25 protein-coding genes are annotated in these 23,763 nt (G+C 50.5%); 7 read left to right on the top strand and 18 right to left on the bottom strand.

The annotated features are described in order from the left end of the window. The first annotated feature begins 29 nt into the window (after positions 1 to 29). Positions 30 to 2,105, top strand: coding sequence for a glycosyl hydrolase family 95 catalytic domain-containing protein (locus IEY24_RS08305; protein WP_188930501.1), 2,076 nt, complete (start codon positions 30 to 32; stop codon positions 2,103 to 2,105). A 9-nt stretch (positions 2,106 to 2,114) separates the two neighbouring features. Here IEY24_RS08305 and IEY24_RS08300 read toward each other — a convergent pair whose 3' ends face one another. The 5 genes from IEY24_RS08300 to IEY24_RS08280 all read right to left on the bottom strand — a co-directional run bounded on the left by IEY24_RS08300 (position 2,115) and on the right by IEY24_RS08280 (position 4,972). Next, the gene (locus tag IEY24_RS08300) at positions 2,115 to 2,558 is read right to left on the bottom strand and encodes a DUF3592 domain-containing protein (protein ID WP_188930499.1); all 444 of its coding nucleotides are present in this window, start codon (positions 2,556 to 2,558) and stop codon (positions 2,115 to 2,117) included. A 12-nt stretch (positions 2,559 to 2,570) separates the two neighbouring features. Beyond that, on the bottom strand, positions 2,571 to 2,924 hold the full coding sequence (locus IEY24_RS08295; RefSeq protein ID WP_188930497.1) for a hypothetical protein: 354 nt from the start codon (positions 2,922 to 2,924) through the stop codon (positions 2,571 to 2,573). A gap of 8 nt (positions 2,925 to 2,932) precedes the next feature. Next, on the bottom strand, positions 2,933 to 3,337 hold the full coding sequence (locus tag IEY24_RS08290) for a hypothetical protein (protein ID WP_188930495.1): 405 nt from the start codon (positions 3,335 to 3,337) through the stop codon (positions 2,933 to 2,935). Positions 3,338 to 3,339: 2 nt separating this feature from the next. After that, positions 3,340 to 3,840 (bottom strand): DUF4468 domain-containing protein, encoded by a 501-nt coding sequence (locus IEY24_RS08285; RefSeq protein ID WP_188930493.1) that lies wholly within the window; start codon positions 3,838 to 3,840, stop codon positions 3,340 to 3,342. A gap of 160 nt (positions 3,841 to 4,000) precedes the next feature. Then, the gene (locus IEY24_RS08280) at positions 4,001 to 4,972 is read right to left on the bottom strand and encodes a GlxA family transcriptional regulator (protein WP_188930491.1); all 972 of its coding nucleotides are present in this window, start codon (positions 4,970 to 4,972) and stop codon (positions 4,001 to 4,003) included. 166 nt (positions 4,973 to 5,138) lie between these two features. On the opposite strand from IEY24_RS08280, the gene IEY24_RS08275 reads away from it, so the two are divergent. The 5 genes from IEY24_RS08275 to IEY24_RS08255 all read left to right on the top strand — a co-directional run bounded on the left by IEY24_RS08275 (position 5,139) and on the right by IEY24_RS08255 (position 9,841). Next, complete coding sequence (locus tag IEY24_RS08275; RefSeq protein WP_188930489.1) at positions 5,139 to 6,017, top strand: alpha/beta fold hydrolase; 879 nt, start codon at positions 5,139 to 5,141, stop codon at positions 6,015 to 6,017. A 27-nt stretch (positions 6,018 to 6,044) separates the two neighbouring features. Then, positions 6,045 to 6,536, top strand: coding sequence for a VOC family protein (locus tag IEY24_RS08270; RefSeq protein ID WP_188930487.1), 492 nt, complete (start codon positions 6,045 to 6,047; stop codon positions 6,534 to 6,536). 8 nt (positions 6,537 to 6,544) lie between these two features. After that, positions 6,545 to 6,955: a VOC family protein gene (locus tag IEY24_RS08265; protein WP_188930485.1), complete on the top strand. Its 411-nt coding sequence runs from the start codon at positions 6,545 to 6,547 to the stop codon at positions 6,953 to 6,955. Positions 6,956 to 7,046: 91 nt separating this feature from the next. Further along, positions 7,047 to 9,311: an ATP-binding cassette domain-containing protein gene (locus tag IEY24_RS08260; protein ID WP_188930483.1), complete on the top strand. Its 2,265-nt coding sequence runs from the start codon at positions 7,047 to 7,049 to the stop codon at positions 9,309 to 9,311. A 98-nt stretch (positions 9,312 to 9,409) separates the two neighbouring features. After that, positions 9,410 to 9,841, top strand: coding sequence for an SRPBCC family protein (locus IEY24_RS08255; protein ID WP_188930482.1), 432 nt, complete (start codon positions 9,410 to 9,412; stop codon positions 9,839 to 9,841). On the opposite strand, the gene IEY24_RS08250 is transcribed toward IEY24_RS08255, so the two are convergent. The 13 genes from IEY24_RS08250 to IEY24_RS08195 form a co-directional block, all read right to left on the bottom strand. Continuing rightward, positions 9,838 to 10,194 carry a helix-turn-helix domain-containing protein gene (locus IEY24_RS08250; RefSeq protein WP_188930480.1) on the bottom strand — a complete coding sequence of 119 codons (357 nt, stop codon included), beginning with the start codon at positions 10,192 to 10,194 and terminating at the stop codon, positions 9,838 to 9,840. The two genes, IEY24_RS08255 and IEY24_RS08250, sit on opposite strands and share 4 nt — an antisense overlap. A gap of 14 nt (positions 10,195 to 10,208) precedes the next feature. After that, positions 10,209 to 10,514 carry a type II toxin-antitoxin system HigB family toxin gene (locus IEY24_RS08245; RefSeq protein WP_188930478.1) on the bottom strand — a complete coding sequence of 102 codons (306 nt, stop codon included), beginning with the start codon at positions 10,512 to 10,514 and terminating at the stop codon, positions 10,209 to 10,211. Between the two features lie 138 nt (positions 10,515 to 10,652). Further along, the gene (locus tag IEY24_RS32950) at positions 10,653 to 10,787 is read right to left on the bottom strand and encodes a nuclear transport factor 2-like protein (protein ID WP_262892331.1); all 135 of its coding nucleotides are present in this window, start codon (positions 10,785 to 10,787) and stop codon (positions 10,653 to 10,655) included. Between the two features lie 53 nt (positions 10,788 to 10,840). Further along, positions 10,841 to 11,728 (bottom strand): alpha/beta hydrolase, encoded by an 888-nt coding sequence (locus IEY24_RS08240; RefSeq protein WP_188930476.1) that lies wholly within the window; start codon positions 11,726 to 11,728, stop codon positions 10,841 to 10,843. A gap of 73 nt (positions 11,729 to 11,801) precedes the next feature. Continuing rightward, positions 11,802 to 12,383, bottom strand: coding sequence for a hypothetical protein (locus IEY24_RS08235; RefSeq protein ID WP_188930474.1), 582 nt, complete (start codon positions 12,381 to 12,383; stop codon positions 11,802 to 11,804). A gap of 1 nt (position 12,384) precedes the next feature. Continuing rightward, the gene (locus IEY24_RS08230; RefSeq protein ID WP_188930472.1) at positions 12,385 to 13,230 is read right to left on the bottom strand and encodes a metallophosphoesterase family protein; all 846 of its coding nucleotides are present in this window, start codon (positions 13,228 to 13,230) and stop codon (positions 12,385 to 12,387) included. Positions 13,231 to 13,241: 11 nt separating this feature from the next. Then, positions 13,242 to 13,631, bottom strand: a complete 390-nt coding sequence (locus IEY24_RS08225; RefSeq protein WP_188930470.1) for a hypothetical protein — start codon at positions 13,629 to 13,631, stop codon at positions 13,242 to 13,244. Between the two features lie 35 nt (positions 13,632 to 13,666). After that, complete coding sequence (locus IEY24_RS08220; protein ID WP_188930468.1) at positions 13,667 to 14,899, bottom strand: hypothetical protein; 1,233 nt, start codon at positions 14,897 to 14,899, stop codon at positions 13,667 to 13,669. 126 nt (positions 14,900 to 15,025) lie between these two features. Continuing rightward, on the bottom strand, positions 15,026 to 15,925 hold the full coding sequence (locus IEY24_RS08215) for a hypothetical protein (RefSeq protein WP_188930467.1): 900 nt from the start codon (positions 15,923 to 15,925) through the stop codon (positions 15,026 to 15,028). A gap of 11 nt (positions 15,926 to 15,936) precedes the next feature. Then, on the bottom strand, positions 15,937 to 16,503 hold the full coding sequence (locus IEY24_RS08210; RefSeq protein ID WP_188930465.1) for a hypothetical protein: 567 nt from the start codon (positions 16,501 to 16,503) through the stop codon (positions 15,937 to 15,939). 15 nt (positions 16,504 to 16,518) lie between these two features. Next, positions 16,519 to 17,028: an RNA polymerase sigma factor gene (locus IEY24_RS08205; protein WP_188930463.1), complete on the bottom strand. Its 510-nt coding sequence runs from the start codon at positions 17,026 to 17,028 to the stop codon at positions 16,519 to 16,521. 92 nt (positions 17,029 to 17,120) lie between these two features. Then, positions 17,121 to 18,707, bottom strand: coding sequence for an ArnT family glycosyltransferase (locus IEY24_RS08200; RefSeq protein ID WP_188930461.1), 1,587 nt, complete (start codon positions 18,705 to 18,707; stop codon positions 17,121 to 17,123). Next, complete coding sequence (locus IEY24_RS08195) at positions 18,698 to 19,882, bottom strand: CehA/McbA family metallohydrolase domain-containing protein (protein WP_188930459.1); 1,185 nt, start codon at positions 19,880 to 19,882, stop codon at positions 18,698 to 18,700. The genes IEY24_RS08200 and IEY24_RS08195 overlap by 10 nt, the downstream gene beginning before the upstream one ends. 593 nt (positions 19,883 to 20,475) lie before the next feature. Between IEY24_RS08195 and IEY24_RS08190 the strand changes: the two genes are divergently transcribed. Further along, positions 20,476 to 23,754 carry a SusC/RagA family TonB-linked outer membrane protein gene (locus IEY24_RS08190; protein ID WP_188930457.1) on the top strand — a complete coding sequence of 1,093 codons (3,279 nt, stop codon included), beginning with the start codon at positions 20,476 to 20,478 and terminating at the stop codon, positions 23,752 to 23,754. Positions 23,755 to 23,763: the final 9 nt, after the last annotated feature.

The following is a 23,763-nucleotide window of genomic DNA, read 5'->3' as shown; positions in this document are numbered from 1 at the left end:
CTTCCTTTCATAATAGCTGGTCAAAACCGATGGTATCCACGCCAAGTAATAATAAGGTGGATGCCCCGCTGATGGGTAACGGCGATCTGACGATGTGTCTGGGTTACAAGGGCGAAGTGCTTAGTTACTATCTTTCTAAAAATGATTTTTGGCGGTTGGTATCGCCGGAAACGCTCGCCAGAAAAGACGATGTGTCCGGACCCCGGACCGCCGGTTCTGCCGACATTCGAATCGAAGCCATCGGGAATGCCGGCTTTGCTGCCGACCAGCGGCTCGCCGATGGAGTTACAACCTGCAACATTGCAACGGGTGGTGGGAAGGTAGTTCTGAAATCATGGGTATCGGCCGTCAGCAACCGCGCCTTCATCGAGATTAGCGCGATCGGTAAGGCCCGCAGGATATCGGTAAGTTTGAATGCGCCAAACAACCGCCAGGCCAGATTAAAGAAAGGTGCAGAAGGCAATGTCTTATGGATGACGCGGGCATTTGCGGATAGTGTCGACATCGCCACTGAGGTGGCCGTTGCATTAAAGGTTATCGATCGTAACGATGGCACATTTACGATTGAGCCGGGAGAAAAAGTAGTCGTATCCATCGCGGTTGAGAGCAATTTTAAGCGGCCGGAGCCATTGGAATTTGCATTGGCTCAAATAAAAAAGACAGACAAAAGCACTGCCGGTTTAGAGATGGCGAAACATGAGGCATGGTGGAGGACTTATTGGGGGAAATCTTCCATAAGCATCGAAGACACGGTTTTAATGAAGGCCTATTATCAGGGATTGTACACCATGGCAGCATGCAGCCGCGATCCCCGTTTTCCGCCCGGCCTTTTTGGGTGGGTTACCAGCGACGACCCGCAATGGGCAGGTGACTATCATTTGAACTATAACCACCAGGCCCCGTTTTATTCGCTTTACTCGGCCAATCGCCTGGAACAAGGCGAGCCCCATGATGCTCCGCTCATCGATTTTATGCAAAGAGGGCAGTGGTACGCGAAAAATGTGGCGGGTACCCGGGGCATACTCTATCCGGTAGGAATCGGTCCCCTGGGAATTGAAGTAACGAGAAATCATCCGAGGTATCCGAAAACCAACAACGAAGAGCGGGGCGGCCTTTTCTTCGGGCAGCGTTCTAATGCGGCCTATGGTCTGCTGAATATGGCGCAGTATTGGCGGTGTACGTACGACGACCGCTATGGGAAAAAGATATACCCATATGCATTAGCGGTAGCCGATTTTTGGGAAGATTACCTGAAATATGAAGAGGGACGGTATGTTATTTATAATGACGCCATTCATGAAGGGTCCGGGGCCGATATGAATCCTATCCTTACGCTCGGGTTGGTTCGCAACACTTTCAATCTCATGCTTGATCTAACTTCCACTTTGAAAGTAGATCAGGAAAGGCAGGCCAAGTGGCGGGACATTCTGGATAAACTAAGCCTGTTCCCAGTCCAGGAGCGAAACGGCAGGAAGGTATTCCGTTATACAGAAAAAGGCGTTGACTGGTGGGAGAATAATGGTTTGGGTATCCAACATATTTATCCTGCTAATGCAATCACGCTCGATAGCGGGGACGAGTTGCTGGCTTTGTCCCGTAATACAATCGACGATATGAAGCGGTTTCAGGATGCCAATACAAGCAGCAGTTTTTTTATGGCGGCAATACGGGTAGGTTATGATCCGGGGATTGTCTTTAAAGAATTGCGGAAATATGCTTTGCATACTTACCCGAATGGTTTCCAGCTGGACAACCCGCATGGGATTGAAAACAGCTGTACGGTTGCCAATGCCCTGAACGAAATGTTGTGCATGAGCGTGGGGAATGTGATTCGTCTGTTTACTGGACTACCGGAAGGGCAAAGTGCAGAGTTCAAAGACCTGAGGGCCTGGGGCGCATTTCTCATTTCATCCCGGCAGGTAAAAGGGAACGTTTCTGAGGTCCGGATCAAAAGCGAAAAAGGAAAAGTTTGCACGATTGTGAATCCGTGGCCAGGCAGAACGGTCCGGGTAGTACGCAATGGAAAGCAAGCTGGGTCGGTTGCCGGCGAACGGCTTACTCTTCATACGCATGCGGGCGAGCTCATTGATTTACGGGTAGAATAGTTTCTGTTTTCAGCCGAAAAGCCATTGAAATACCGCTTTCACGGCTCCTCCGACGTACCAGATTGAGAACAACCAGAACATGGCACCCATTCCGGCAAACACATAAACGAACAGGTAATTACCTTTCAAATGCACATTGTCGGGATCGGAGGGGTCGTAGTATAACGTCACTTCTTCGCCGATCTGGTATTCAGGCGGGTTGCGTGCTTCCGAACTGTGAAAAACGTGTTCGCTACCATCTTTTTTTAAATATCTGATTGATGGTGCCAGCGGATATTCACGCGGCTTCAAGCGATGCAGGTCTATGACGACACCTTTCGTTTCGACACCGTTTTCGATCAGGTTACGGCTGTTACGATAGATGGTATACGAAATAATAGCAAAAACCGACCCGATGGTGAAAAAGAGCAGAATGAACAAGTCGCCCGCTGGTACTCCCTTGCTTGTTTCCATGGTTTTCTGATATTAAAGCCAGCGATATATTTCCTGTAAGCTGCCTTCGAAATGCTTCGGAGGCCTGCCCATTGAATTCGCAAACGGGTAACTCCCTCTTACTGCCGTTCCGGTGCCAGCTTTGAGGTTGAGCACGAGGTCGCAATACTCGCGGCCCGGATATAGTCGTGTTTTGAGCTCGACGGTATTATCGTCAAGCCATTTGGCCTCGTCGCAGCTCCAGGTGGAGGGCATTTCGAATACCATCTGGTTATTTGCGACCCGTAAAATAATGGGTTCATTGATCCAATGGCTCATGCGCACTTCGTAGGCGCCGAAACGGACGGTATAGGTATTTTGAGGGGAGGGAACTTCGTCGACCATCATTTTTAAGATTAAGACCTGAATTTGAGATAGAGACTCACGCCGATCATGCCCACGAAAAGGAAGATGACCCCGAAAATCACCAGCATAATCCATAACGTGCCTACGCCCGAATTGCGCGAATCATGGTAGTCGATAGCGCCGCAAAATGCGGTGGCAAGGGAGGTGATGCCGATCAAACCGGCGATGCCTATACGCAGCATCCACCAGCCGAGCCCACCTTGCGACCAGTACAAAGGAGCGAAGGAGAGAATGATCGCCGCAAACAGCACATACCAGGCAAGACTTTCAAGCCGGACGTTACCGGCCTCGGTGGGAGGTTGGTTGGGCGCTACGAGCAGCAGCGCCAGGCCGTACATGATAAGCCAGGAAAGTTCAGGACCGAGAAGAAACGTAGTAATACGGTTGGTGTTCATTGTCAGAACGGCTTGTAATCCTTCACGTTGGACTGCAAATCGGCGAGTAATGCTTTGAGTTTGGCTTCGAGCTCAGTAGCAGCGGTTTTGTTCTCGTTTTTCTGGCTGAAAACCTCCAATGGTACAGATCGGCCGCCGCTTCCTTCCTGATATTCCACATTGGCCAGCGATGCGCGGTATTTGCGGTTGGCACATTCAACGGAAAGCACGTAGCTGAACTTGTAAACACCGCCCGCACTGTTTTCGGACCTTGGAACGGTGATGGTAATATGGCCCTGCGTGACGAGGTCGCCGGTTTCTTTATCGTCCACGAGCGTCTTGTTATCCGGCGCGGACTGGCTTACCCACAGGCGGGCACGTCTGAAAATGTCGATCAGGGAAACGCTGCCGCAATCGACGGTTTCGGTGTAGGCGATTTTACTGCTCATAACTGGTTGAATGGAATGTGCGTGAGCGGAACCTATCATGCATGCGAGCACGACGATCAAAATGGATTTTGACATGACAATAAATTGGTTCGATTTTTTGAGATAGCGGTGCAAAATTGCGCATTTGGAAAGGAGGGTGCAAATAAAATGAGCTACCGGTAAATCATACTTTTCGTTGAAAGACAATTGATTAGTGCAATGCCATTCGATAAAAAAAGCGGCCATCGGGCCGCTTCTAGTTGTCTTTGCTGTATTTGTTCCGGTATTCGATGGGCGTCAGGCCGGTAACTTTTTTGAAAACGTCCCTGAATGCCTTGGTATCGGTATAACCCACGTCGTACATCACCTCGGTCACGTTCTTGCGCGATACCTCGAAGCTCCGTTTGGCCGCTTCCACGCGCACGCGGCGCACATATTCGTTGATCGTGTTGTTGGTCGCATTCTTGAAACGCCGCTCGAAACTCCGGCGGCTTACGCTGGCAATATCGGCGAGTTCTGTAATCGTCAGTTTTTCGGTGTAGTTCTGTTCAATGTAGTCCTGGGCAGCGAGAATGCCGTCGTCGTTGTGGTTTTTCTGGCCTTTGAAAATCGTGAATGCACGCTGGTTATCGCGGTCAATGTCGATGGCGAAATACTTGGCGGCCAGGATGGCGATGTCGCGGCTGGTGTATTTTTCAAGAATGTAGATCAACAGATTCCAGATCGAGTTGGCACCGCCGCTGGAATAGACTTTTCCTTCGTCGGTAATAATGGTACCATCCACCACTTCGATCTGCGGATAAATTTCTTTAAACTCTTCATAGTAAGCCCAGTGCGTCGAACATTTCTTGCCGTCGAGCAATCCGGTAGCGCCCAGCAGGAATGCGCCGAGGCAAAGGGAGGCGATTTCCGAACCCTTTTCGCGCATTTCAAGCATCCACGGGATGGCCGGGCGGTCGAGTTCGACCGAATCGCGCAGGTTGCCGCACAATGCGGGGATTACCACGAGGTCGGTTCGGGTCACTTCACTGAGCAGCTTGTTGATGCGGATGGTGTATTCACCGTCCTGCGCCTTGATATCGTGGTTGAGACCTACAAATTCAACATGGAATTTAGGCTCTTTTCCGGAGGCCCTCAGAAAGTCATTAGCCGTATTGAAAAGCCGGTAAGCAGGCGAAACTGCTTCGATGTAGGAAGATTGGGGGACATATACCGAAATATGCTTCATGGCGATTTTGGATTTAGATGACGTAAATATAGAAAAATATTCAGTTGGCATTTTTACCCCTTTGGTTAGGCGTATTTACACCCCATTTATTTCTCCCTGACCTGCCAAATTTGTAATGTCAATCATCAGCAAACTAAAAACCAACTTCATCTTAAACAACCATCCCATGAAAGCCTTTCGAACATCTACCATTTTATTCATCGCGCTGCTCGCGTCGGGAGCGCTATCCCCGCGCATAACTATGGCACAGGAAATTACTTCACCCAAACCTTTGAAATCAGGTTATGCGCCCGTAAACGGATTGAAATTGTATTATGAAATCCACGGGCAAGGACAGCCATTGTTATTGCTGCATGGCAGTTTTATGACCATCAGCCTCAATTGGGGCCAGATTATCCCCGAGCTGGCTAAAACCCGCCAGGTGATCGCCGTCGAAATGCAGGGCCACGGGCATACTGCCGACATCGACAGGCCCATTTCCTATCAGGCCATGGCCGAAGACGCCGCTGCATTGCTGGGCTATCTCAAAATAGACAGTACGGAAGTGCTCGGTTACAGCCTCGGCGCGACGATCGGTCTGCAAATGGCGGCGGAACATCCTAAGCTGGTTAAGAAGCTGATATTCATATCTTCCGCCTACAAAACCGAGGGCTGGACCAAGGCTACCCGCGATCAGATCGCGATGCTGAAACCCGAATTTTTGGTAAATACCCCATTAAAGACCGAGTACGACAAATTTGCACCAGACCCGAAGCATTGGAATGCATTCATTTCCAAAATGCTGGTGTTTGAAAATCAGCACTTCGATGTCGGTATTGAAAAGATCAGAAAGCTTAAATTTCCTATCCTGATGATCAACGGCGACAACGATGGGGTCGAATTCGAGCATTCAGCGGAATTGTACAGGGCATTCGGCGGCGGTGTGATGGCCGATATAGTGGCTCCGCCCCGGTCGCAGTATGCCATTTTGCCGGGCAAATCACATGTTACCCTCATGATGGATACGCCGGCACTTACTTCAATTATCCTGCCTTTTTTGAAATAAACCATTCACCTTTCAACATCCAAAACAATGAGCGAATTAGCAACGACACAAGGTATTACACCGTTTCTCTGGTACAATGGCGGTGCAGAGGAAGCGATGAACCTGTACACCCGCATTTTCCCGAATTCACAGATCAAATTGCTGAAAACATGGGGCGAAGGCACTCATATGCCGGCCGACCAGGTGATGATGGGCGTCATCGAGATCAACGGACTGACATTGCATCTGTTCGACGCCGGGCCGATGTTCAAGTTCACCGAGGCTGTTTCGTTTTTTGTTTCCTGCAAAGACCAGGAGGAAATCGACTATTACTGGAACGCGCTCACTTCCGATGGCGGCGAGGAAAGCCAGTGCGGCTGGCTGAAAGACAAGTTCGGGTTGTCGTGGCAAATTGTACCTGCTATGCTGAACGAGCGGTTATCCAGCGGTGACCCAAAGCGGGCCGGGCAGATGTTTCAGGCTGTAATGGGCATGCGAAAACTCGACATTGCTGAAATGGAACGCGCTTACAACGAATAATATACCCAATGGCGATTTACCCCTTCCTTACATTCAACGGCAATTGCAAAGAGGCAATGCGCTTCTACCAGTCTTGCTTCGGCGGCGAACTGCATTTTACCTACCTGGGCGATACGCCCGGCGGGAAGCGGTTCCCCCACGAGATCAGGCAGCTGGTATTGCATGCAAGCCTGGTGTCGGAGCACATCCGGCTCTACGCGTCCGACCTGGGAGGTGAGGAAGGGGTAGCTTCGGGGAACAGTATTTCGTTGTGGATCAGCATTACCGCGCCCAGGCAGCTAAAATCGGTATTCCAGAAATTGGCGAAAGAAGGGGAGGTTACTGCGCCGCTTTCGCCCGAGGTTCTCAAAGGCCAATGGGCCACACTCACAGACCGTTACGCAGTTCAGTGGATTTTTTCAGCGGCAAGCGCGTCGTGATAGGGAGGCGTTTGGTTATGTTTGTAGCGGGAAGGAATTCTTTTCATACTTCACGTCCTCCCGACTATTAGCCAACTTCAAATCAATCATCATGAGCCAACAGGAATACATCCGCATCCGCGGAGCAAGGGAAAACAATCTCAAAAATGTTTCACTCGACATTCCCAAACGCAAAATCACCATCTTCACCGGCGTCTCCGGTTCGGGAAAATCTTCCATCGTTTTTGACACGATCGGAGCAGAGGCACAGCGGCAGCTGAACGAAACTTTCAGCATGTTTATCCGTAACAGGCTGCCGCGCATCAGTCAGCCTGAGGCCGATGCCATTGAAAACCTTTCCACTTCCATTGTCATCGATCAGAAGCGCCTGGGAGGCAATTCGCGGTCCACAATGGGCACTATCACCGACATTTCAGCGGTATTGCGCCTGCTATTCTCGCGCCTCGGTCAGCCGCATGCCGGGTTTTCCAATGCATTCTCCTTCAACGACCCGGCGGGAATGTGCCCGGAGTGCAATGGGTTGGGCAAAAAGGTGGAAATCGACCTAGAAAAATTTCTGGATCCGACGAAATCCCTTAACGAAGGGGCCATTCTCTTTCCGCTATATGCTGTGGGAACCTGGTATTGGAAGGCTTACACTTTCTCGGGCATGCTCGATAATGACAAGAAGCTGGAAGATTACTCCGATGAGGAAATGCATACGCTGCTGTACGGAAAGGGGACCTACGAGTCCAATTATAATGGAATGGTGTTCGATACGAAATATGAAGGGCTGGTCGATAAGTTCAACCGGCTTTATATTCAGAAAGATAGCAGTGAAATTTCTGAGAAGACGGTCAAAAAAGTCGAGCGTTTCCTGAAAATGGGCGACTGCCCCGCATGTAAGGGCGCCCGCCTGAACGAGAAGGCGCTCGCATGCCGGATCGGCGGCCGAAATATCGCCGAAATGTCGGCTATGGAGGTGTCGGAACTGGTCACGATCATCCAAGAGATTCACGATCCCATTTCGAAACCGATGATCGATACTCTGACCGAGCGTCTGCAACATTTGGTAGACATCGGCCTGGGTTACCTGAGCCTCGACCGTGAAACCGGCACACTATCCGGCGGTGAATCGCAGCGGATTAAGATGGTAAAGCATCTGAACAGCAGCCTGATCGACATCACTTACATTTTCGACGAACCAAGCATCGGCCTGCACCCGCGGGACGTACACAGGCTGAATGAGTTGCTGCAAAAGCTGCGTGACAAGGGTAATACGATTCTGGTCGTCGAACACGACCCGGACGTTATTCGTGTGGCCGATTATATTGTTGACGTTGGCCCGAAGGCCGGAAGCGGAGGTGGCGAAATCGTCTATTCTGGCAACTACCAGGGCCTTCTGCACGCCCAAACGCTTACGGGCCAATTTATTAACAGGGATTTAAAGGTCAAACCCGCGTTCCGAGAACCGACCGGTGCATTGAAAATAAAGAATGCCAAACGACACAACCTCAAAAATGTATCCGTGGACATTCCTACGGGCGTTTTTACGGTAGTAACGGGCGTAGCGGGTTCGGGGAAGAGTTCGTTGATCAACGGTGTTTTCCTCTCCCAGCATCCCGGAGCGGTAGTGATCGACCAGTCGGCGGTAGGCGCCTCGATCCGTTCCAATCCGGCGACTTATACGGGCATTATGGACGATATTCGCAAGTTGTTTGGTAAAACCAATAAGGTGAGCCCCTCGCTGTTCAGCTTCAACTCGGATGGTGCCTGTCCTGAATGCCAGGGACTTGGCTTTATATTCACGGATCTGGCGTTTTTGGAACCCGTCAAAACAGTGTGCGAGACTTGCGAAGGCAAGCGTTTCAAACCTGAGGTACTGGAATATAAGGTCAATGGGAAATCGATCACCGAAGTGTTGGACATGCCGGTAGAGGAGGCTTTGCTGTTTTTTAAAACCAAAGACATTGTCCATAAACTGACGGCCATGAACCAGGTGGGGCTCAACTACCTCACACTCGGTCAGCCGCTGAGCACCTTGTCCGGCGGTGAATGCCAGCGCATTAAGCTCGCCGGTGAGTTGCACAAAAACGGTACGATTTACGTCATGGACGAGCCAACGACCGGTCTGCATATGTCGGACACCGGCCGTTTGCTGGAAATCATCGATCACCTTGTCGACCAGGGCAACTCCGTGATCGTCATTGAGCATAACACCGAAGTAATGAAGCACGCCGACTGGATCATCGACCTGGGCCCGGAAGGTGGGCATAAGGGAGGCCAGGTATTATTTGAAGGTACGCCTGCCGATTTGTTGAAATCGAAAGAGTCGCTGACGGCGGAGTATATGCGGGGCGGGGTTGCGGTTGGATGAGTTATGGCTTGAACAACCCCTCGAATGGCGCGTTTCCCCAACGCCGACTATCTCAACCGTTGCTAGATTTGCCGATCAGCCACTCAATAGACAACACCATGGAAAAGATCGAGCACATCAATTACATCAAAGCCCCGATTGACAAAGTATACGAAGCATTAACGACTCAAAAAGGCCTTGGCAGTATTTGGACGACAGATTTAACAGTCGAAAACCAGGTCGGTGCCATCAGTGATTTCGGTTTTGGTGACGACGACCGGGTCCTGATGCAGAACGTAGAACTTACCGAAAACACGCGTATTGAATGGCTCTGCACCCATTCCGACCCTGAATGGGTCGGTACCGGCGTATCATTTGAGCTTTTCGAAAGGAAAGACGGTGTTACTGCCATTGTATTAAAGCATTTCAATTGGCGGGAGCTAACCGAGTTCTATCAGTGGTGCAACTACAACTGGGCCATGTTCCTGCTCAGTTTGAAGGATTATTGTGAGAAAGGGAAGGGGTTGGCTTATCAGGAGCGGGAGTTTTAACCTAGCAGAACTTGTGCTGGAATCCCAAGTTTTTCATGGAAAAGCTTGGCTAATTTCAGCGTCAGCGGTTTTTTTCGGTTTAGCAAAGCCGAAACATAGCTTTTGCTGCCGACCCATTCCACCAAATCCTTACTTTTAAGACCTTTTTCATCCATTTTGAGTTTGATTGCATCGATTGGATCCGGTGCCGGAATCGGATAATGCTCATCCTCATAAGCCTTAACCAGTAGCAAAGCAATTTGCAACTTATTACCATCCGGGCTGTCCGTTGTCGGCGCAGCATCGAATCGACTATCAATCCATTCCAGGAGTTGATCGTATTCAGCTTCGTTTTTGATTGGTTTTAATTCCATCGGAGAATAACTTCTTATTTGTGTTTAATGGTTTTAGCGTCAACCCGGTCGTACTCGGAATGCGTTCCAAACCATTTGATCTGAATAGCTTTATAATCAAACATGATTCTAACAATCAGCCGATAATGATTTCCAAGTACGTTTAAGACAATCCGGTTGTCACCAATGATACTGGCATTCGCATAAAGCGCTTTCAGCTCATTGAAATTCTTCAAATCGGCCGTTACGAGTTCTTTATACCATTCTTTGAGTGCATCGGCTGCTGCCGAATACAGATTACAATATTTAAGTAAAGTCCTGCGTGTGATGATGTTAAACATGCGAGTTTACTAATAGTGAACAAGCTTATCGGGTTTTTGAATGGCAAACAAGTCTGCATTCACTTATTATACGCGGATTGAAAAAAGGTAACACGGCCTGCGAAGAAAGTTGTCGAAGTCCACGACCGAGCCGCTGACCTATTCGCTGAAATTATCGTAATACGTGAAATCCTGCGTGATGTTCCCGTTTTCGATCGTGAAGATGGTACAAATTGGCAGCGTAAATTTCGATTTGTCGGGTGCGGTGCCGGTTGAGATGAATTCGACAATCATGTGTTAGTCGCCCGAAGGATAAATGGGAAGAGATTTTTCATGGATCGGATGAGTTAGGGAAAGTTTAGATAACCATTATCTCCCAGCCAGTCGGCCATTCGCTGCGGCCAGGATTTGATGCTTTGGAGCTGGGAGCGGTCACCCATGTTGAAACCGTGATCGCCTTTGGTGTAGAGATGCGCTTCCACGGGGCGCTTTGCTTCGCGGTATTTGACGAGCAGACTGGCCGTCGTGACGCCGCAACAGGGATCGTCGTTCGCGGCAAGCAGGAATGCAGGTGGGGCGTCGGCGGGGACGGTTTCGGGAATGCCGAGCGGCCCCGGGTAGATCAGCATTTGAAAATCCGGCTTTCCATCAAGACGGTCGATAGGGTCTTTGGCGTTGGCATCGCCTTTGCCGGAAACATATGCCACCGATGCAACTACCTCGCCCCCAGCCGAGAAGCCGAGCATTCCTACACGGCCGGGATCGATACCATATTCCTTCGCGCGGCTGCGTACTTGCCTGATCGCCCGCAATGCGTCCTCGCGCGGGTGCTTTTCGAGTGAATAGGGCGAACCTTCTTCGCGTGGAAGGCGGTATTTTAAAACAAAGACAGTAATACCCAGTTTTACAAGATATTCAGCCGGTTGCACGCCCTCAGCATTGTAGACGAGCAGCCTGAAACCTCCGCCCGGACAGACGACCACCGCAGTGCCATTTGCCTTACCCGCTGGCGGTGCAAACACTTGCAAGGACGGGTTATGGATGTTTTTGACCCAATAATCCTTAGCCGACTCGGGTTCGTTGCGCTTGTTTTCGAAGCCCGGCGCGCCGTTTTCCCAAAGCGGGATTATTTTACGGGCGGTTTGTGCGAGAACAATGGTCTGAACGAAACAATAAGCGACAGCAGTAATGCAGAGCGTTTTGAAAAAGACGACAGGAGTTTTCAGGATCTTCATAAGTCCGCAGGTTAGTGGCCACGCACATTCGGGCCATTGCATAGTAAAGCAAGAAACTGACGTCTCTACCTGCCTAAAATCCCAGCCGCACACCGATCCCGGCCTTCACTACTTCCCGGACCCGCAGCGATCCTGCGTTCAAAAAGTAGCTGACCATATACAGATCGTTGGTGTTGAATTCAAGATAAGCGCTGAATGTGCGGAGTCCCGCGTTCGCAGGCAATTTGTAAGTAACGGACGATTCAGTGGCCAAATGCAGACGGAACGCGGGTTTCCACCAGTAATAATTGGGCGGGTAGCGGGAAGGGAGTTTGAAAAAATAGTCGTTCCCGAATTGATAACTGCCTTTAAGCCCAAAGTCTACCGGATTGATCTGGAACCTGGTTCCAAGCTGGAAGCGTACCGGCTGATAAAAAACCGCGCCGGAGAATAAATGCAAAGGCCCGCCCTTCGCTGGCGGCACATACCCGTATTGGAAGTGGGTGCGCAAACGCCGGTGAAAAAACGCATACCCGGCACCTACGCCCATCCAGCCGTTGCTGCCAGCATATTGAATTTGTGCAAAATCCGGGACCAGTTTCCCGGCGAATTGGGCATAGGAACTGCTGGCTGCTCCCGTTGCGAGGAGCGCCGCGATAGCGAAGATTCGTTTCATGTCAGTAGTTGATGATGGATTTCAGCACTTTGCCGTCGACGATTTGGAGTAGGACAAATGCGCTTTGTTTGAAAGAAAAACTCGTGATATAGTGCACCCTATCGCCGAACGGATAAAAGTCCTGGTGCAGATGAACATGGCCGTGTAGGGAGAGTAGCAAATTGGGAGCATTTCGCAGCAAATCGGTGTACGGTTTCACTGCAGCGGGGCCGAATTCCAGCGCATTGAAGGGAGGTACATGCGAAACGGTAACCATATACGAAGCACCCTCCATGTTCCTCAGTTCGCGTGAGAGCCAGCCCAGGTCGGGGATATTTTCACCCGGAGCTTCCAGTCCGTTGGTATTGTGCGCGATGAATTTGATGCCCCCGTACACAAATGAATAGTTCAACGGCCCGAACATTTGCCGGAAGATTTGCCTGCCGTTAGCCACCATGTCGTGATTGCCTATTATACCGAAATAAGGCGCGCGTAAAGCGGAAAGCCGCTTTTGAACCCATTTAAATTCTTGCAATAACCCAAAATCCGAAATATCGCCAGCCAGCAGTACGAGGTCGACGTTCGTGAGGCTGTTTACCTTTTTGACAAACCTTTCCTGCTCGTCATACCATCGCTGGGTGTCACCGGCAAAGACAATCGTCACGGTGTCATCTTCTGCGTTTTGCCGGAGCCGGGCGAGATTTTGCGCATTCAGGTTGGATGGGCTCGAATGGTCGAACGACTGGTTGGGGCTGAATTCGAATTGGTCGCAGGAAGTCAGGAGTGCGAGCAGGGACAGGAAGGCCAGCGTGGTCAGGTATTGTTTGGCATTGTGCAGTAGTTTGAGAACATTCCTTTTGTTTTTCATGGCTTCGATGGCTAGTCTGTATCATTGATTCTTTCAATTCGTTCAATTTCCCTGAGAACGGTTGGTAAGGATGCCTGGCGGTCGATCAACCTTTCCAGCTTGATGAGACTGTCGGACTGGAAACGACTTTTCCGGCCATTTAGAGCACTGTAAAGCACATCCCGGTCATCCCAGAGCATTCGTATTTCAAGGGCAGTGTTTTGTGAAACATTTATTTGTTTCGTCCCCAATTCGTGTCGGAGGTTCATGAGCTGCCGGCCGATATGCATTCGGGTGCGATGGTAGTTGGCTTGCAAGTCATTTTGTGCAGGTGTATTTCCGAGCCTGTACCGAATCAGCATCGACAAGACGACGATGATGGGCAAAGCGATGCCAACCCACTTTTTTGCGGTGCGTGTCATGGAGTTATGTGCTTAATTACCGGGAGTTGTGGGCGTCAGAAGGCCAGGCCTAGCGTGATATTGGTACGAAATCCAAAGTCTGTTTGGGTACTTTTTAAATAATCCTGAAAATTGTACGAGGTGTTACAGTCGAAATAGCCGTGGTTGAACAAACGCAGCTGGAAACCTATAAGTGGACCGGCGTTGATGATACTGTCTTCACTTCGAAGATTATCATACACCGCGTGCCCATGGCTGCCTTTGTAATAATAATATTCGGTGTTAACCCCTGCATACAGGCCGGACAGCCCATTGCGGCTCCTCCCTTTGAGTTGCTGGGCTTTTGTGAAAGCGTAATACCTGGGCTGAATAGAGAATGAGACAATCTTCTCGCGGGAATAAACATTCTTGTAATCTGTTTCATAGCCATAGATATTGTTTTTTACCCTAATTAAATTGAACCCATTGTTCATAGCAGCGTCCAGCTGGAAATTTAAACTAAGCGGCCAGTCGGACAACTTTTGCTCAAATGCGACGCCAGCTTTCAGTCTGTTCAAATAGTAGCCTACCGTTATTTCCGGCAGCCGAACTTTCCATTGATTCCGGATTTGTTCGTCGCAAAAGAGAATGTCGCAAAGCGGCGCCCTGTTTATCCTTTTCCAGTCCCCGAAAGCAATGCCCAGAATGGCCTGGGTTGAGCATTCTACCTTATCGACTCGTTTATGTACTGAAAAATTAAAATCCATGAAGCCGCGGTTCAGAAACCTTCTCTGAATACCCAATCTTAACCCTATTTTGGGATTGTAATGATCGACGGTCCCTGGGACATTGTAAAAGACACCAATGTAATTTCCGCTGAAATTGTTGGCACTCAGGCCTTTTTTGATCCGTCTCCGCATTCCCACGAACCATCTGAGCTGCGCATCCATTACCGTGTACTGAACAAGTCCCTTTAACGGAATATTCAGGTCCAGGAAAGGCATATGGCCCGCCAGGGCGATTGAAAATGCGGGCAGAAACTTGAACTCGTACCCGAGCTGCAAGGATGTATTGTTCAATATTTTGTCGTCCTGTAATGGAAATGCAATCGCCTGATAGTATTGCGACAGCCCGATCTTCACCATATGTCTCGTTGCCACTTTGGTCATAAATACATTTTCATACCGGTCGATGAATCGCTGTTTGACCAGTGTGTCAGCTTCTTCGGAATAGGATACGCTGACGGTGTCCTGCGCGTGTGCGACGAGGGAGACGAGCAGGGACAGGACGAACAATACGCCTTTTTGCATTAAACAACAGTTGGGTTCAGGTTAAAAGTTGTAAATGTGTTGTCGATAGGCCGTTGTTTGTCAGTATTTTAAATTGTTAAGAGGAGGGTTATTTTACTTTCATGACTAATAGTTAAGCACCCGTTTTTATTTAATCGTAACCCTTCCGAACTCGGCGTTGATATCGACGCTGGCGAGCTGGTTGCGGGAAAAAAAAGCTTCTTTGAAATCGGCGGTGTTGCGTTTCCACTTGAAACCGTTGGGGAGTTTCATAGTGGCGTAAGCGCCGTTGATGGTGTAGTCGAAATGCTGCCAGTTCTTTGTCAGGAGCATTACTTCGGCCTTTTTGGAGTGTATCCCAAGGCTTGTAAGCCCCACGGTCGGGTATATTTCGACGTTGCCATAGGCCGCATCGATGCGAATGGCCCCGGCGATCTGTTCCAGGCGGACGTTGGTATGGTCGCTCGAAAAGGTAAATGTGCCCGCGAGCTCGTTGCCCGAAAGTTCGCCGAATGTGGTTTGCAGGGCCCCTTTTCCACTTAATCCGGTCAGGCTCGTCGTGCAGAAATCGGCTTTCAGGTTCAGCTGGTTGGTCAACCCGCGCAGTGTAATGGTGCCGAACGAGTTTTTTAGGTCTACGGCACACGAAGCGGGCAAATGGATCGTATACCGGGCTTTGAGGTTCGAGACAGGTTTGCTTTCTCCTTCTTTTAGTACAATATAATTGCGCAGAAAATAGTCCCTGCCGTTGCGGTCGGCGATATACTGCAATTTGGAAAGGTCCTGCGTAGCCGTGGCGCGGTCGGGATGGCGGGCGGAAAGCTCCATGATCACGGCAATATCGGCGTTGTCCCACGTCACAATCTCGATGTCGGCCTTTTCCGCGCTGATATAGAGTGTGCGCACGGCCGGTGCGCTGACCGTCCTTTCGATCCTTTTGGTAGCGACCTGCAATTTTCCCTGCGCGTAAGCAGGCAAGCTCCCGGACGCCCACGCAAGGAGCGCGAGCAAGGGTAGTTTTCGGATTTTATTAAGAAGTATATTCATGATTAAGGTGCTTAAATCATCTTGGCCATCGCATTCAGAATGTCCGTTTTTTGTCTTTCAATTTCATTGTATTGCCTCAAAAGCTCCGGCTCGGTGTTGTAATTGCCGATGGCGTGGACCAGTTGGTCGGCGGCGGAACTTAACCGCTCGTACTCTTGCCGCAACGATCGGTATTCGCTGCTGTTGCAAACCAGCGTTTCCGTTTCGCAATACGTTTTCAATAACCGGTATTGCCGATCGGTCTTAATGACGGCTTCCATTTGCAGCCGCTCGTCAACCGGCTCCTGCGAGTAGGCAACACGTGGCCCATCGGCCGGCAGCATCAGCCAGGCGATCCCTGCGCCGATCAGGAGCATTGCGGCTGCATAACCCCATTTCAAGCGCTGTTGCCGTACACTTTTCCGGTCGATCAGGTCCCAAAGCTTCTCGTCCGGTTCGTAGGCGGGCATTTCGGAAAGCGCCTGGCGAAGCGGCTGCGCCAGCAGATTTTCGTTCAGGGCGTTCCATACCTCTTCTCCCGGTTCATATGCAGGAAAGCGTCGGAGCGCATTTTGAAGGTTTGTATGGTTCTTTTCCATTCGAATCGGTGTCAGTTAGTTGGCCGAAAGCATCGCGCGGAGCTTTCTTTTGGCATGAAACAATTGTGATTTAGAGGTGCCTTCCGAAATGTTAAGCATTACCGCAATTTCGCGGTGCGTGTAACCTTCTACTTCGGCAAGTACGAAAATGGTGCGGAAACCATCCGGCAGCGATAATACCGCCGTTTCAAGATGTGCTGTATTGATTTCCGATTCGCCCCAGTCAATCCCTTCGCCCATATATTCGTCCACATTTTGCCAGATCACCAGCCGTTTCTTCTTCGTCGATTTCCGTACAACGATCTGTTTCACCCACGCGCCGAGCGTGGACTCGCCCCGGAATTGATTCAAATGTTTAAATACTTCCATGAAAGCATCCTGCAAAACATCATTGGCATCGTCGAAATCACCGGTAATGCGGTAGGCGAGCGTGTACATCGCTTTTTTGTAGCGGTCGTACAGCTGTCGCTGGGCAATGCGATCATTTAAAAGACAACCACTTATCAAATCGGCTTCCGAGGTCATGCAGGGATTTTTAGCGTATTCGTGTCAAAGAGGCAGCAAGATCAGGAAATGGTTGTATGGGAGGGGGAAAATATTGTGGAAGTTTTTGGCGGTCACTGGTCGGCCGTCAGCCTTGCATTTCTAAGCCTGTACACAAACCAATACCGGGCCACGCGGCTGTTGCGCCTTTGTGTGATCGTCCCGGCCTTTTCGAACCGCTCAAACTGACCTGCAAATTGCTCTGCGGGATCGGTGAAATTGTTGGATGGGGTAATGTACCACGCGTCCGAGCCGGCTGATACCTGTCCGTAAAGTTTGTTCAGCCAGGCGAACTGGTGAAGGTCTTCCAGCTTCCCGATACCCACCGTACGCATTCCGAGCGGATACGCCACGTGATAGTAAATGTGCGAGCCCGGAAACCATTTATGAACGACCATTGGCGCGTCGCGCTTCATGCTGCCGCTGGCAATATCGTCGTTGCGGAGTTTTTCGAAAGCGGGCAACAGCTGTTCCCAGCCGGTAATATCCAGCGTAGCGTCGCCCGCGCCCGTGTGAGGGAAGGATTTGGGGCTCATCGTGCCCGGGTAGCAGCGGATGAGGATGGGGCCGGCCGCGAAAACGAATAGAATGAGTCCTACTGAACCTGCCAGCAGCTTTTTGGGAAGATTGTTAAGGTTTGGGAATATAAACTTGTCTGCCCAGGCCGCGCCCAATAGCATGAGTCCCAGAAAACCGGGCCCGCTCCAATGCGGCAACGTGTCGCGAAAAAGCGAAACGAGCGTGGTACAGGCGATGATGGGCAAGCTGCACCATAACAGCAATGCCGCCGAGGTTGCGTCGACGGCCGACGTGGTAGCGGCCGACGTGGTAGCGGTGATCGAAAACCTGCGCGCGAGCGTTTTGCCGGCTAGCAGGTAGATCACGACCTGGAACGGATTGGCATACAGAACCTGACCGATGGTTGTCCGCAAAAAGGATCTGATGTTAATGCCGCTATCGCCGAAGGTCACGCGTTCGCTATGGAATCGCCAGGTAATGAAGTCGTTGCTAAAATTCCAGAACAAAACCGGCGAGACGAGCAATGCGGTAATGGTTATTGAAATATACAAATAAGGACTTTTGAGCAAGCCGCGGCGGTCGAAAGCGATAAATCCCAGAAAACCGAGCCAGAGGAATACGCCATGTATTTTGCTCATCGTCGCAAGGCCGATGAAGAGCCCGGTAAGCAGCAAATAGCGGTGAATATCGGATAGGCCGGTAGCCTTGATGCAGCGTAGCATCGCATACAATGCAGCCAGCCAGAATGTGAGCTGTACCGAATCGGGGAGGATGAAAATGCCGCACAGAATGCTGCTGTAAACAGAGGTGTTATAAAGTAAAGCTGCAATGAGGCCCGTGTTCTGATTCTTAATCAGGTTGCCTAAATGTGCTATTAGACAGGTATTTATGGCCGCTGCGACAATGCCCGGCATCCGCACGAATACTTCGGAATTGCAGTTCAGATTGAAGGTGAAAATGCGGATAAAGATGCCCACCAGCGGCGGATGATCGAAATGGTTCCAGTCGGGCAGGACGGCGTAGGTGAAATAGTACACTTCATCGTTGCCGAGGTCGATCAGGTTGGCGATGAGCAGCCGGATGATCGTAAAAATGATCACCAGCAGGGTTACGGGATATTTTTCGATGTATTCTATCGCCATGACAGTCTGCGTCGTCCGTAACGTTGAGGTCGTTGTCCGGGCAAGAGTCGAACGAAGAGCAGCAGCCAGCCACCCAGAATGCATGAGCCTACGCTCCGGAAGAACATCGTTTCGTTGAAATTCTCATAAACCGGCATCGGTCGATAGCCGTTTTTGGGCGTAAAGAATACCGGGTTCAGCAAAATCTCGGTTCCGTTTCCATATTTGAATGTCGCCCGGGCATAACGTTCTTCGGGAACGATGCGGTGGCTGATGCGATCGGTGTCCCAAGCCATGGCGAGCACCTTCCCGTTTTGGCCCGTGATGGTTACCTCACGGGCTTTCCGCGTCATGATGGCAATGATCGTGTCATGTCGAACGGTAAGGCTTTTCAGTTGTGGAATGGAATCGTGGTGCTGGCTTTCTCCGACAATTACCCCGTAGCTCTGCCCGGTTTTCAAGGCATGAATTACCTCTCCGGCGGAGTTGTTCCTGACATTCACGAAAGTACATCGTATACCAAGCCGATTTTTGGAAATGACGTCGTGAATATCGTCATCGCCCACAATAAATACCCGCTTGCCGGCCGATAATGCCGCGTCCCATTGGGCTGTGGATGTTACAGATGGGTTTAGCACCTCCATGCAATCGTAATGCGTAAGCTGGGCCAGATCTTCTCCCGTATAGCCGTTTTTGAGCGCTGGATGGTTCAGGATCACTACATTATCGGGACCTGCGAGATGGCTCAGTACATGTTGCTTATTGTGAGTGGTTTGCGGAAAAAGGTAGTCGAGCCACTGCACTTCGTTGCTCCCGAGTACGAGCTGATGCGTCTTCCGGATATTATAACCGTGCTCATACGCCGAAAGATAATTGCCGCGGGTAGAATGGGTTGTGTCGATGTGGTGATAGTTTGAGACACAATGCACGCCATAATGCAATGCTTTATAGGCATTATGAATGTCGGATGCTGTTCCGTGCCCGTTCGTCACACCCTCCCATGCGCGGCTGTGCGCGTGAAAGTTGCATTTCACCCATTGTGCTGCGACGACCGAGTCGTATGGATTGTACACTATAGGGCCTTCGAAAGGAATGGGCGCGTTGAGCTGGTAACGAGGGCAGAAGAAGAACTGGGATACCAATAGCCAGATTACCCACGAGGAAAAAGCGAGCAGTATGATGCGGAGTATCTTCATAAGTGCCGCAAAGATGCCTCGCGGGTGTTAAGTCATTATTAGGGGAATGAGAAGTTTTGATTTGTTCTCAAATACTTCACAATCGCCGGTGGTATCGGAGGCGGCGAAAGTTCATCGCGTAAAGAAGATCCGGAGAAGATCTAAAAGTTAAATATTAATTAACATTAAGATAAATTGCTTCTGAGGAGTACAGAATATCTTTGTATCGGAAGGTTGAAATATAGAGTATTTGTAAACCTATAAAGATGTGATCGAGCACATAATGTTAAATTTTTAGATAAATATTGCCAAATGCTTTTAGATTGTTTAATTATACTTTACTTTTAGGTTTCAGCCGCAGAATGTTTTGAAGTAGTGCTAATCCAAAGACTGTTTAGTATTTGTTCACAAGCCTGACTGTACATGAAATAACCGCAAACCTTAATTTTTGAACGACCGGTGGCCGGGCTTTTGTCGGCCGAAGGTCAGCGCTCCGGCCCGGTGTTGAAACCGGTGTTTTCGCCCGCGCACACCACGCGCATGTCTGCAAGAAGGCTTCCAGCCTTTGATGAATCCTTATTGACCTTGAAATACCAGCTAATTAACAATTACTTATGAAAAAAAAGATTACGTTTTTAGAACGGAAGCTCCCCAGCGGGTGCTGGTCTGTTGCGCTTATGCTGTGCCTGGGGCTTTCGGCGGTGCTTCCCGGCGAAACCTGCGCCCACGGGACCTCGCCCGCGACAGGAAAAACGCTTGCCAAAGCGTATACGTATAAACTTGTGCGTTCGACAATTAATGCGTCTGTCAACGAAAGGACCGTCAGTGGAAAGGTGACCGAGGGAACGGGCAAGGAAGGCCTCGTGGGGGTGAATATCCTCATCAAAGGAACGTCGCGGGGGACGGTTACCGATGCGACCGGCAGGTATGTATTGCGGGTTGATAATGAGAAAGATACCCTGGTTTTTTCTTTTCTGGGCTTCTTGTCGCAGGAAATGGCGGTGGGAAACAGGACGGTGATCGACGTCGCGCTAAGCGCCGACCAGCGGCAGCTTAATGAAGTGGTAGTCACGGCTTTGGGTATCAAGAAGGAAAAGAAGGCCGTCGGGTATTCAGTTTCGGAGGTGAAAGGCGCTACCATGGTGAAGGCACGGGAGCCGAATGCGATCAGCTCGCTGACGGGGAAAGTAGCCGGCCTTACAATTGCGCAGAGCCCCGATTTGCTTTCCAGCCCGCAGGTGACGTTGCGTGGCAGGAGCGGGGTTTTGTATGTGGTTGATGGCGTGCCTATTAACACCGATTCGTGGAATCTGAGCCCGGACGATATCGAAACCTATTCGGTGCTGAAAGGCGCCAGCGCGGCGGCATTATATGGTAACCGCGGCCAGAACGGGGCGATTATCATTACCACCAAAAAGGGCAGCGGCGCAAAGAAAGGCTTTACAGTCGATTTCAATTCCAGTACCCAGTTGCAGACGGGCTTTAATGCGATTCCCAAATACCAGACGGAATACGGCCCGGGCAGCGATTACGAATACGCGTTCAAGGACGGCCGCGGCGGCGGGATCAACGACAACGACTACAATATCTGGGGCCCGCGTTTTGAGGGGCAGCTGATCACCCAGTACAATAGTCCCAAAGACCCCAAAACGGGCGAACTGGTGCCTATTCCGTGGCTGGCAAGAGGGAAGGATAACCTCACCAACTTCCTCCGGAACGGCTTACTGAGCACCAATAACCTGGCGATTTCCAGCAAGAACGAGTTCGGCGACTTCCGCCTCTCACTTTCGCAGACATTCCAGCGCGGCCAGATGCCCAATACCAAGCTCGGTGGCACGAATGTGAATATCTCTGGGGGTATTAATGCAGGCAAAAAAGTGCGCTTCGATGCGAGTATCAATTATAACCGCCAGTATTCACCCAACTACCCGACGCTCGATTATGGTCCGGCAAGCCCTATCTACATTTTTACCGTGTGGGGCGGTGTGGATTACGATGTGAATGACCTGCGCAACTACTGGCAGCCGGGCAAGGAGAATGCCCAGCAGTTCAACCGGGAGTATACCATTTACGATAACCCTTGGCTGACCGCCTATGAAGCATTGAAAACCTACTATAAGAATGATGTGTACGGCTTTGCTCAGATGAATTACAAGATCAACGACAAGCTGACATTCAATGCCCGCACGAACGTGAGTACCTGGAACCGCAACCGCAGCACGCGCGCTCCGATCTCGTCGAATCTTTACAATTTCGGCTTCCCGAACCAGGCAGGTGGTTATTCCGAAACCTATGACACTTTCTGGGAAAACAATACCGAAGGCTCTTTGAAATACGAGGATCGTTTCGGCAAGGATTTCGGGCTGAATGCATCGGTTTACGGTAACCTGCGTTCGGTGAAAGTGACTTCGCTGACGGGTAAAACAACCAAGGGCCTCCTTGTACCCGGTGTATACGACCTTTCCAATTCGGTACAACCTTCGACATCGGCCAACGATTTTGCAAAACGCTGGGTAGGAAGTGTTTATGGTTTTGTGGATATGGATTACAAAGATTTCCTGTTCTTGAGCCTCACCGGCCGGGTAGACCGGTCGAGCACGATGCCGAAGAAGAACAATACCTATTTCTATCCGTCGGCGTCGTTGAGCGCAGTGCTTTCGGAGGTGGTCGATTTGCCCCAGGCGATTTCATTTGCGAAGCTGCGCGGCTCCTATGCCAACGTGGCCAGCGATTTTGTGGATGAGAATTTCCAGTACGACATTTACAAGCTGCTTCCGACCTACGCGAGCTCAGCACCCTGGAACAATTCCTACACCGGCGTGAGCTACACCGGCACGCTGTACAGCGACAACCTCCAAGCAGCACGGGTAAAAACGCTCGAACTCGGTCTGGAAATGCGATTTCTGCATAACAGGCTCGGTTTTGATGCGGCAGTGTTCCGCAACGTCGAAGGGCCCGGCATCGTGAGCGTGCCTACCTCCGTTACCTCGGGTGTGTCGGGCGTGCAGCGCAATGCATTCACATATATACGCAAGGGCGTCGAGCTGGGTATCGACGGAACGGCTGTGAAGAACGAGAACCTCACCTGGAATGTGTCGGCCAACTGGTCGATGAACCACAAATGGCTCGACAAGATCGACGGCGTGCAGCAACGCGATGGTAATATCCACGTCGGCGAACGCGCGGATGCCTATTATATCAGGGATTTCCAGCGCGACGAAACCGGCAATATCATCGTCGGCTCGAACGGCATGCCGGCCTACAATCCGTATAATTCGCGGATTGGATACTACGACAACAATTTCACCGCGGGAATCAATAACACATTCACGCACAAGTCGTTCACACTGAGCTTCCAGGTAGATGGCCGCTTTGGCGGAAAGGTTAACAACTACATGTATACCAAGCAGTTCGGGAGCGGAACGGCACCGGAGTCGGCGAATGAATTCCGCCTGAAAGACTGGCAGAACCGCGACAATCCGGATTACAAAGGCTCGGTCATGACCGACGGCAAGCGGATCGTGAAGGGTCAGCTGAACACAGATCAGGATGGAAATGTGATCACCGATACCCGCGAATTTGCGCCAAATACAGTGCCGGTATTGTGGCAGGCATGGGCAACGAACTACTATCAGTCGAATTACATTGCGGCCAAGAACCGTACTTATGTAAAGCTGCGTGAAGTCGTGCTAACCTACAATTTCCCTGCGAAACTGCTTTCGAAAACACGCTTCGCATCAGCGGCCAGCCTGTCGCTCGTGGGGCGTAACCTGTTGTATTTTACAGGAAAATATACCAAAAACATCGACCTGGATCAGTTTACAGGCACCATTACCAGTTTCCAGACGCCATCTGTCAAAAGTTTTGGAGCAAACCTGAATGTGACTTTCTAACCGGAATTA

It is taken from the genome of Dyadobacter endophyticus, assembly GCF_014641595.1.
GTDB classification, from domain to species: Bacteria; Bacteroidota; Bacteroidia; order Cytophagales; family Spirosomataceae; genus Dyadobacter; species Dyadobacter endophyticus.
This window is presented reverse-complemented; position numbering and strand designations above follow the sequence as displayed.

What these genes read in the sequence shown, in the direction of transcription:
- IEY24_RS08305 (WP_188930501.1), top strand. Translation starts at nt 30, where the DNA reads ATGGTATCCACGCCAAGTAATAATAAGGTGGATGCCCCGCTGATGGGT.
- IEY24_RS08300 (WP_188930499.1), bottom strand. Translation starts at nt 2,558, where the DNA reads ATGGAAACAAGCAAGGGAGTACCAGCGGGCGACTTGTTCATTCTGCTC.
- IEY24_RS08295 (WP_188930497.1), bottom strand. Translation starts at nt 2,924, where the DNA reads ATGATGGTCGACGAAGTTCCCTCCCCTCAAAATACCTATACCGTCCGT.
- IEY24_RS08290 (WP_188930495.1), bottom strand. Translation starts at nt 3,337, where the DNA reads ATGAACACCAACCGTATTACTACGTTTCTTCTCGGTCCTGAACTTTCC.
- IEY24_RS08285 (WP_188930493.1), bottom strand. Translation starts at nt 3,840, where the DNA reads ATGTCAAAATCCATTTTGATCGTCGTGCTCGCATGCATGATAGGTTCC.
- IEY24_RS08280 (WP_188930491.1), bottom strand. Translation starts at nt 4,972, where the DNA reads ATGAAGCATATTTCGGTATATGTCCCCCAATCTTCCTACATCGAAGCA.
- IEY24_RS08275 (WP_188930489.1), top strand. Translation starts at nt 5,139, where the DNA reads ATGAAAGCCTTTCGAACATCTACCATTTTATTCATCGCGCTGCTCGCG.
- IEY24_RS08270 (WP_188930487.1), top strand. Translation starts at nt 6,045, where the DNA reads ATGAGCGAATTAGCAACGACACAAGGTATTACACCGTTTCTCTGGTAC.
- IEY24_RS08265 (WP_188930485.1), top strand. Translation starts at nt 6,545, where the DNA reads ATGGCGATTTACCCCTTCCTTACATTCAACGGCAATTGCAAAGAGGCA.
- IEY24_RS08260 (WP_188930483.1), top strand. Translation starts at nt 7,047, where the DNA reads ATGAGCCAACAGGAATACATCCGCATCCGCGGAGCAAGGGAAAACAAT.
- IEY24_RS08255 (WP_188930482.1), top strand. Translation starts at nt 9,410, where the DNA reads ATGGAAAAGATCGAGCACATCAATTACATCAAAGCCCCGATTGACAAA.
- IEY24_RS08250 (WP_188930480.1), bottom strand. Translation starts at nt 10,194, where the DNA reads ATGGAATTAAAACCAATCAAAAACGAAGCTGAATACGATCAACTCCTG.
- IEY24_RS08245 (WP_188930478.1), bottom strand. Translation starts at nt 10,514, where the DNA reads ATGTTTAACATCATCACACGCAGGACTTTACTTAAATATTGTAATCTG.
- IEY24_RS32950 (WP_262892331.1), bottom strand. Translation starts at nt 10,787, where the DNA reads ATGATTGTCGAATTCATCTCAACCGGCACCGCACCCGACAAATCGAAA.
- IEY24_RS08240 (WP_188930476.1), bottom strand. Translation starts at nt 11,728, where the DNA reads ATGAAGATCCTGAAAACTCCTGTCGTCTTTTTCAAAACGCTCTGCATT.
- IEY24_RS08235 (WP_188930474.1), bottom strand. Translation starts at nt 12,383, where the DNA reads ATGAAACGAATCTTCGCTATCGCGGCGCTCCTCGCAACGGGAGCAGCC.
- IEY24_RS08230 (WP_188930472.1), bottom strand. Translation starts at nt 13,230, where the DNA reads ATGAAAAACAAAAGGAATGTTCTCAAACTACTGCACAATGCCAAACAA.
- IEY24_RS08225 (WP_188930470.1), bottom strand. Translation starts at nt 13,631, where the DNA reads ATGACACGCACCGCAAAAAAGTGGGTTGGCATCGCTTTGCCCATCATC.
- IEY24_RS08220 (WP_188930468.1), bottom strand. Translation starts at nt 14,899, where the DNA reads ATGCAAAAAGGCGTATTGTTCGTCCTGTCCCTGCTCGTCTCCCTCGTC.
- IEY24_RS08215 (WP_188930467.1), bottom strand. Translation starts at nt 15,925, where the DNA reads ATGAATATACTTCTTAATAAAATCCGAAAACTACCCTTGCTCGCGCTC.
- IEY24_RS08210 (WP_188930465.1), bottom strand. Translation starts at nt 16,503, where the DNA reads ATGGAAAAGAACCATACAAACCTTCAAAATGCGCTCCGACGCTTTCCT.
- IEY24_RS08205 (WP_188930463.1), bottom strand. Translation starts at nt 17,028, where the DNA reads ATGACCTCGGAAGCCGATTTGATAAGTGGTTGTCTTTTAAATGATCGC.
- IEY24_RS08200 (WP_188930461.1), bottom strand. Translation starts at nt 18,707, where the DNA reads ATGGCGATAGAATACATCGAAAAATATCCCGTAACCCTGCTGGTGATC.
- IEY24_RS08195 (WP_188930459.1), bottom strand. Translation starts at nt 19,882, where the DNA reads ATGAAGATACTCCGCATCATACTGCTCGCTTTTTCCTCGTGGGTAATC.
- IEY24_RS08190 (WP_188930457.1), top strand. Translation starts at nt 20,476, where the DNA reads ATGAAAAAAAAGATTACGTTTTTAGAACGGAAGCTCCCCAGCGGGTGC.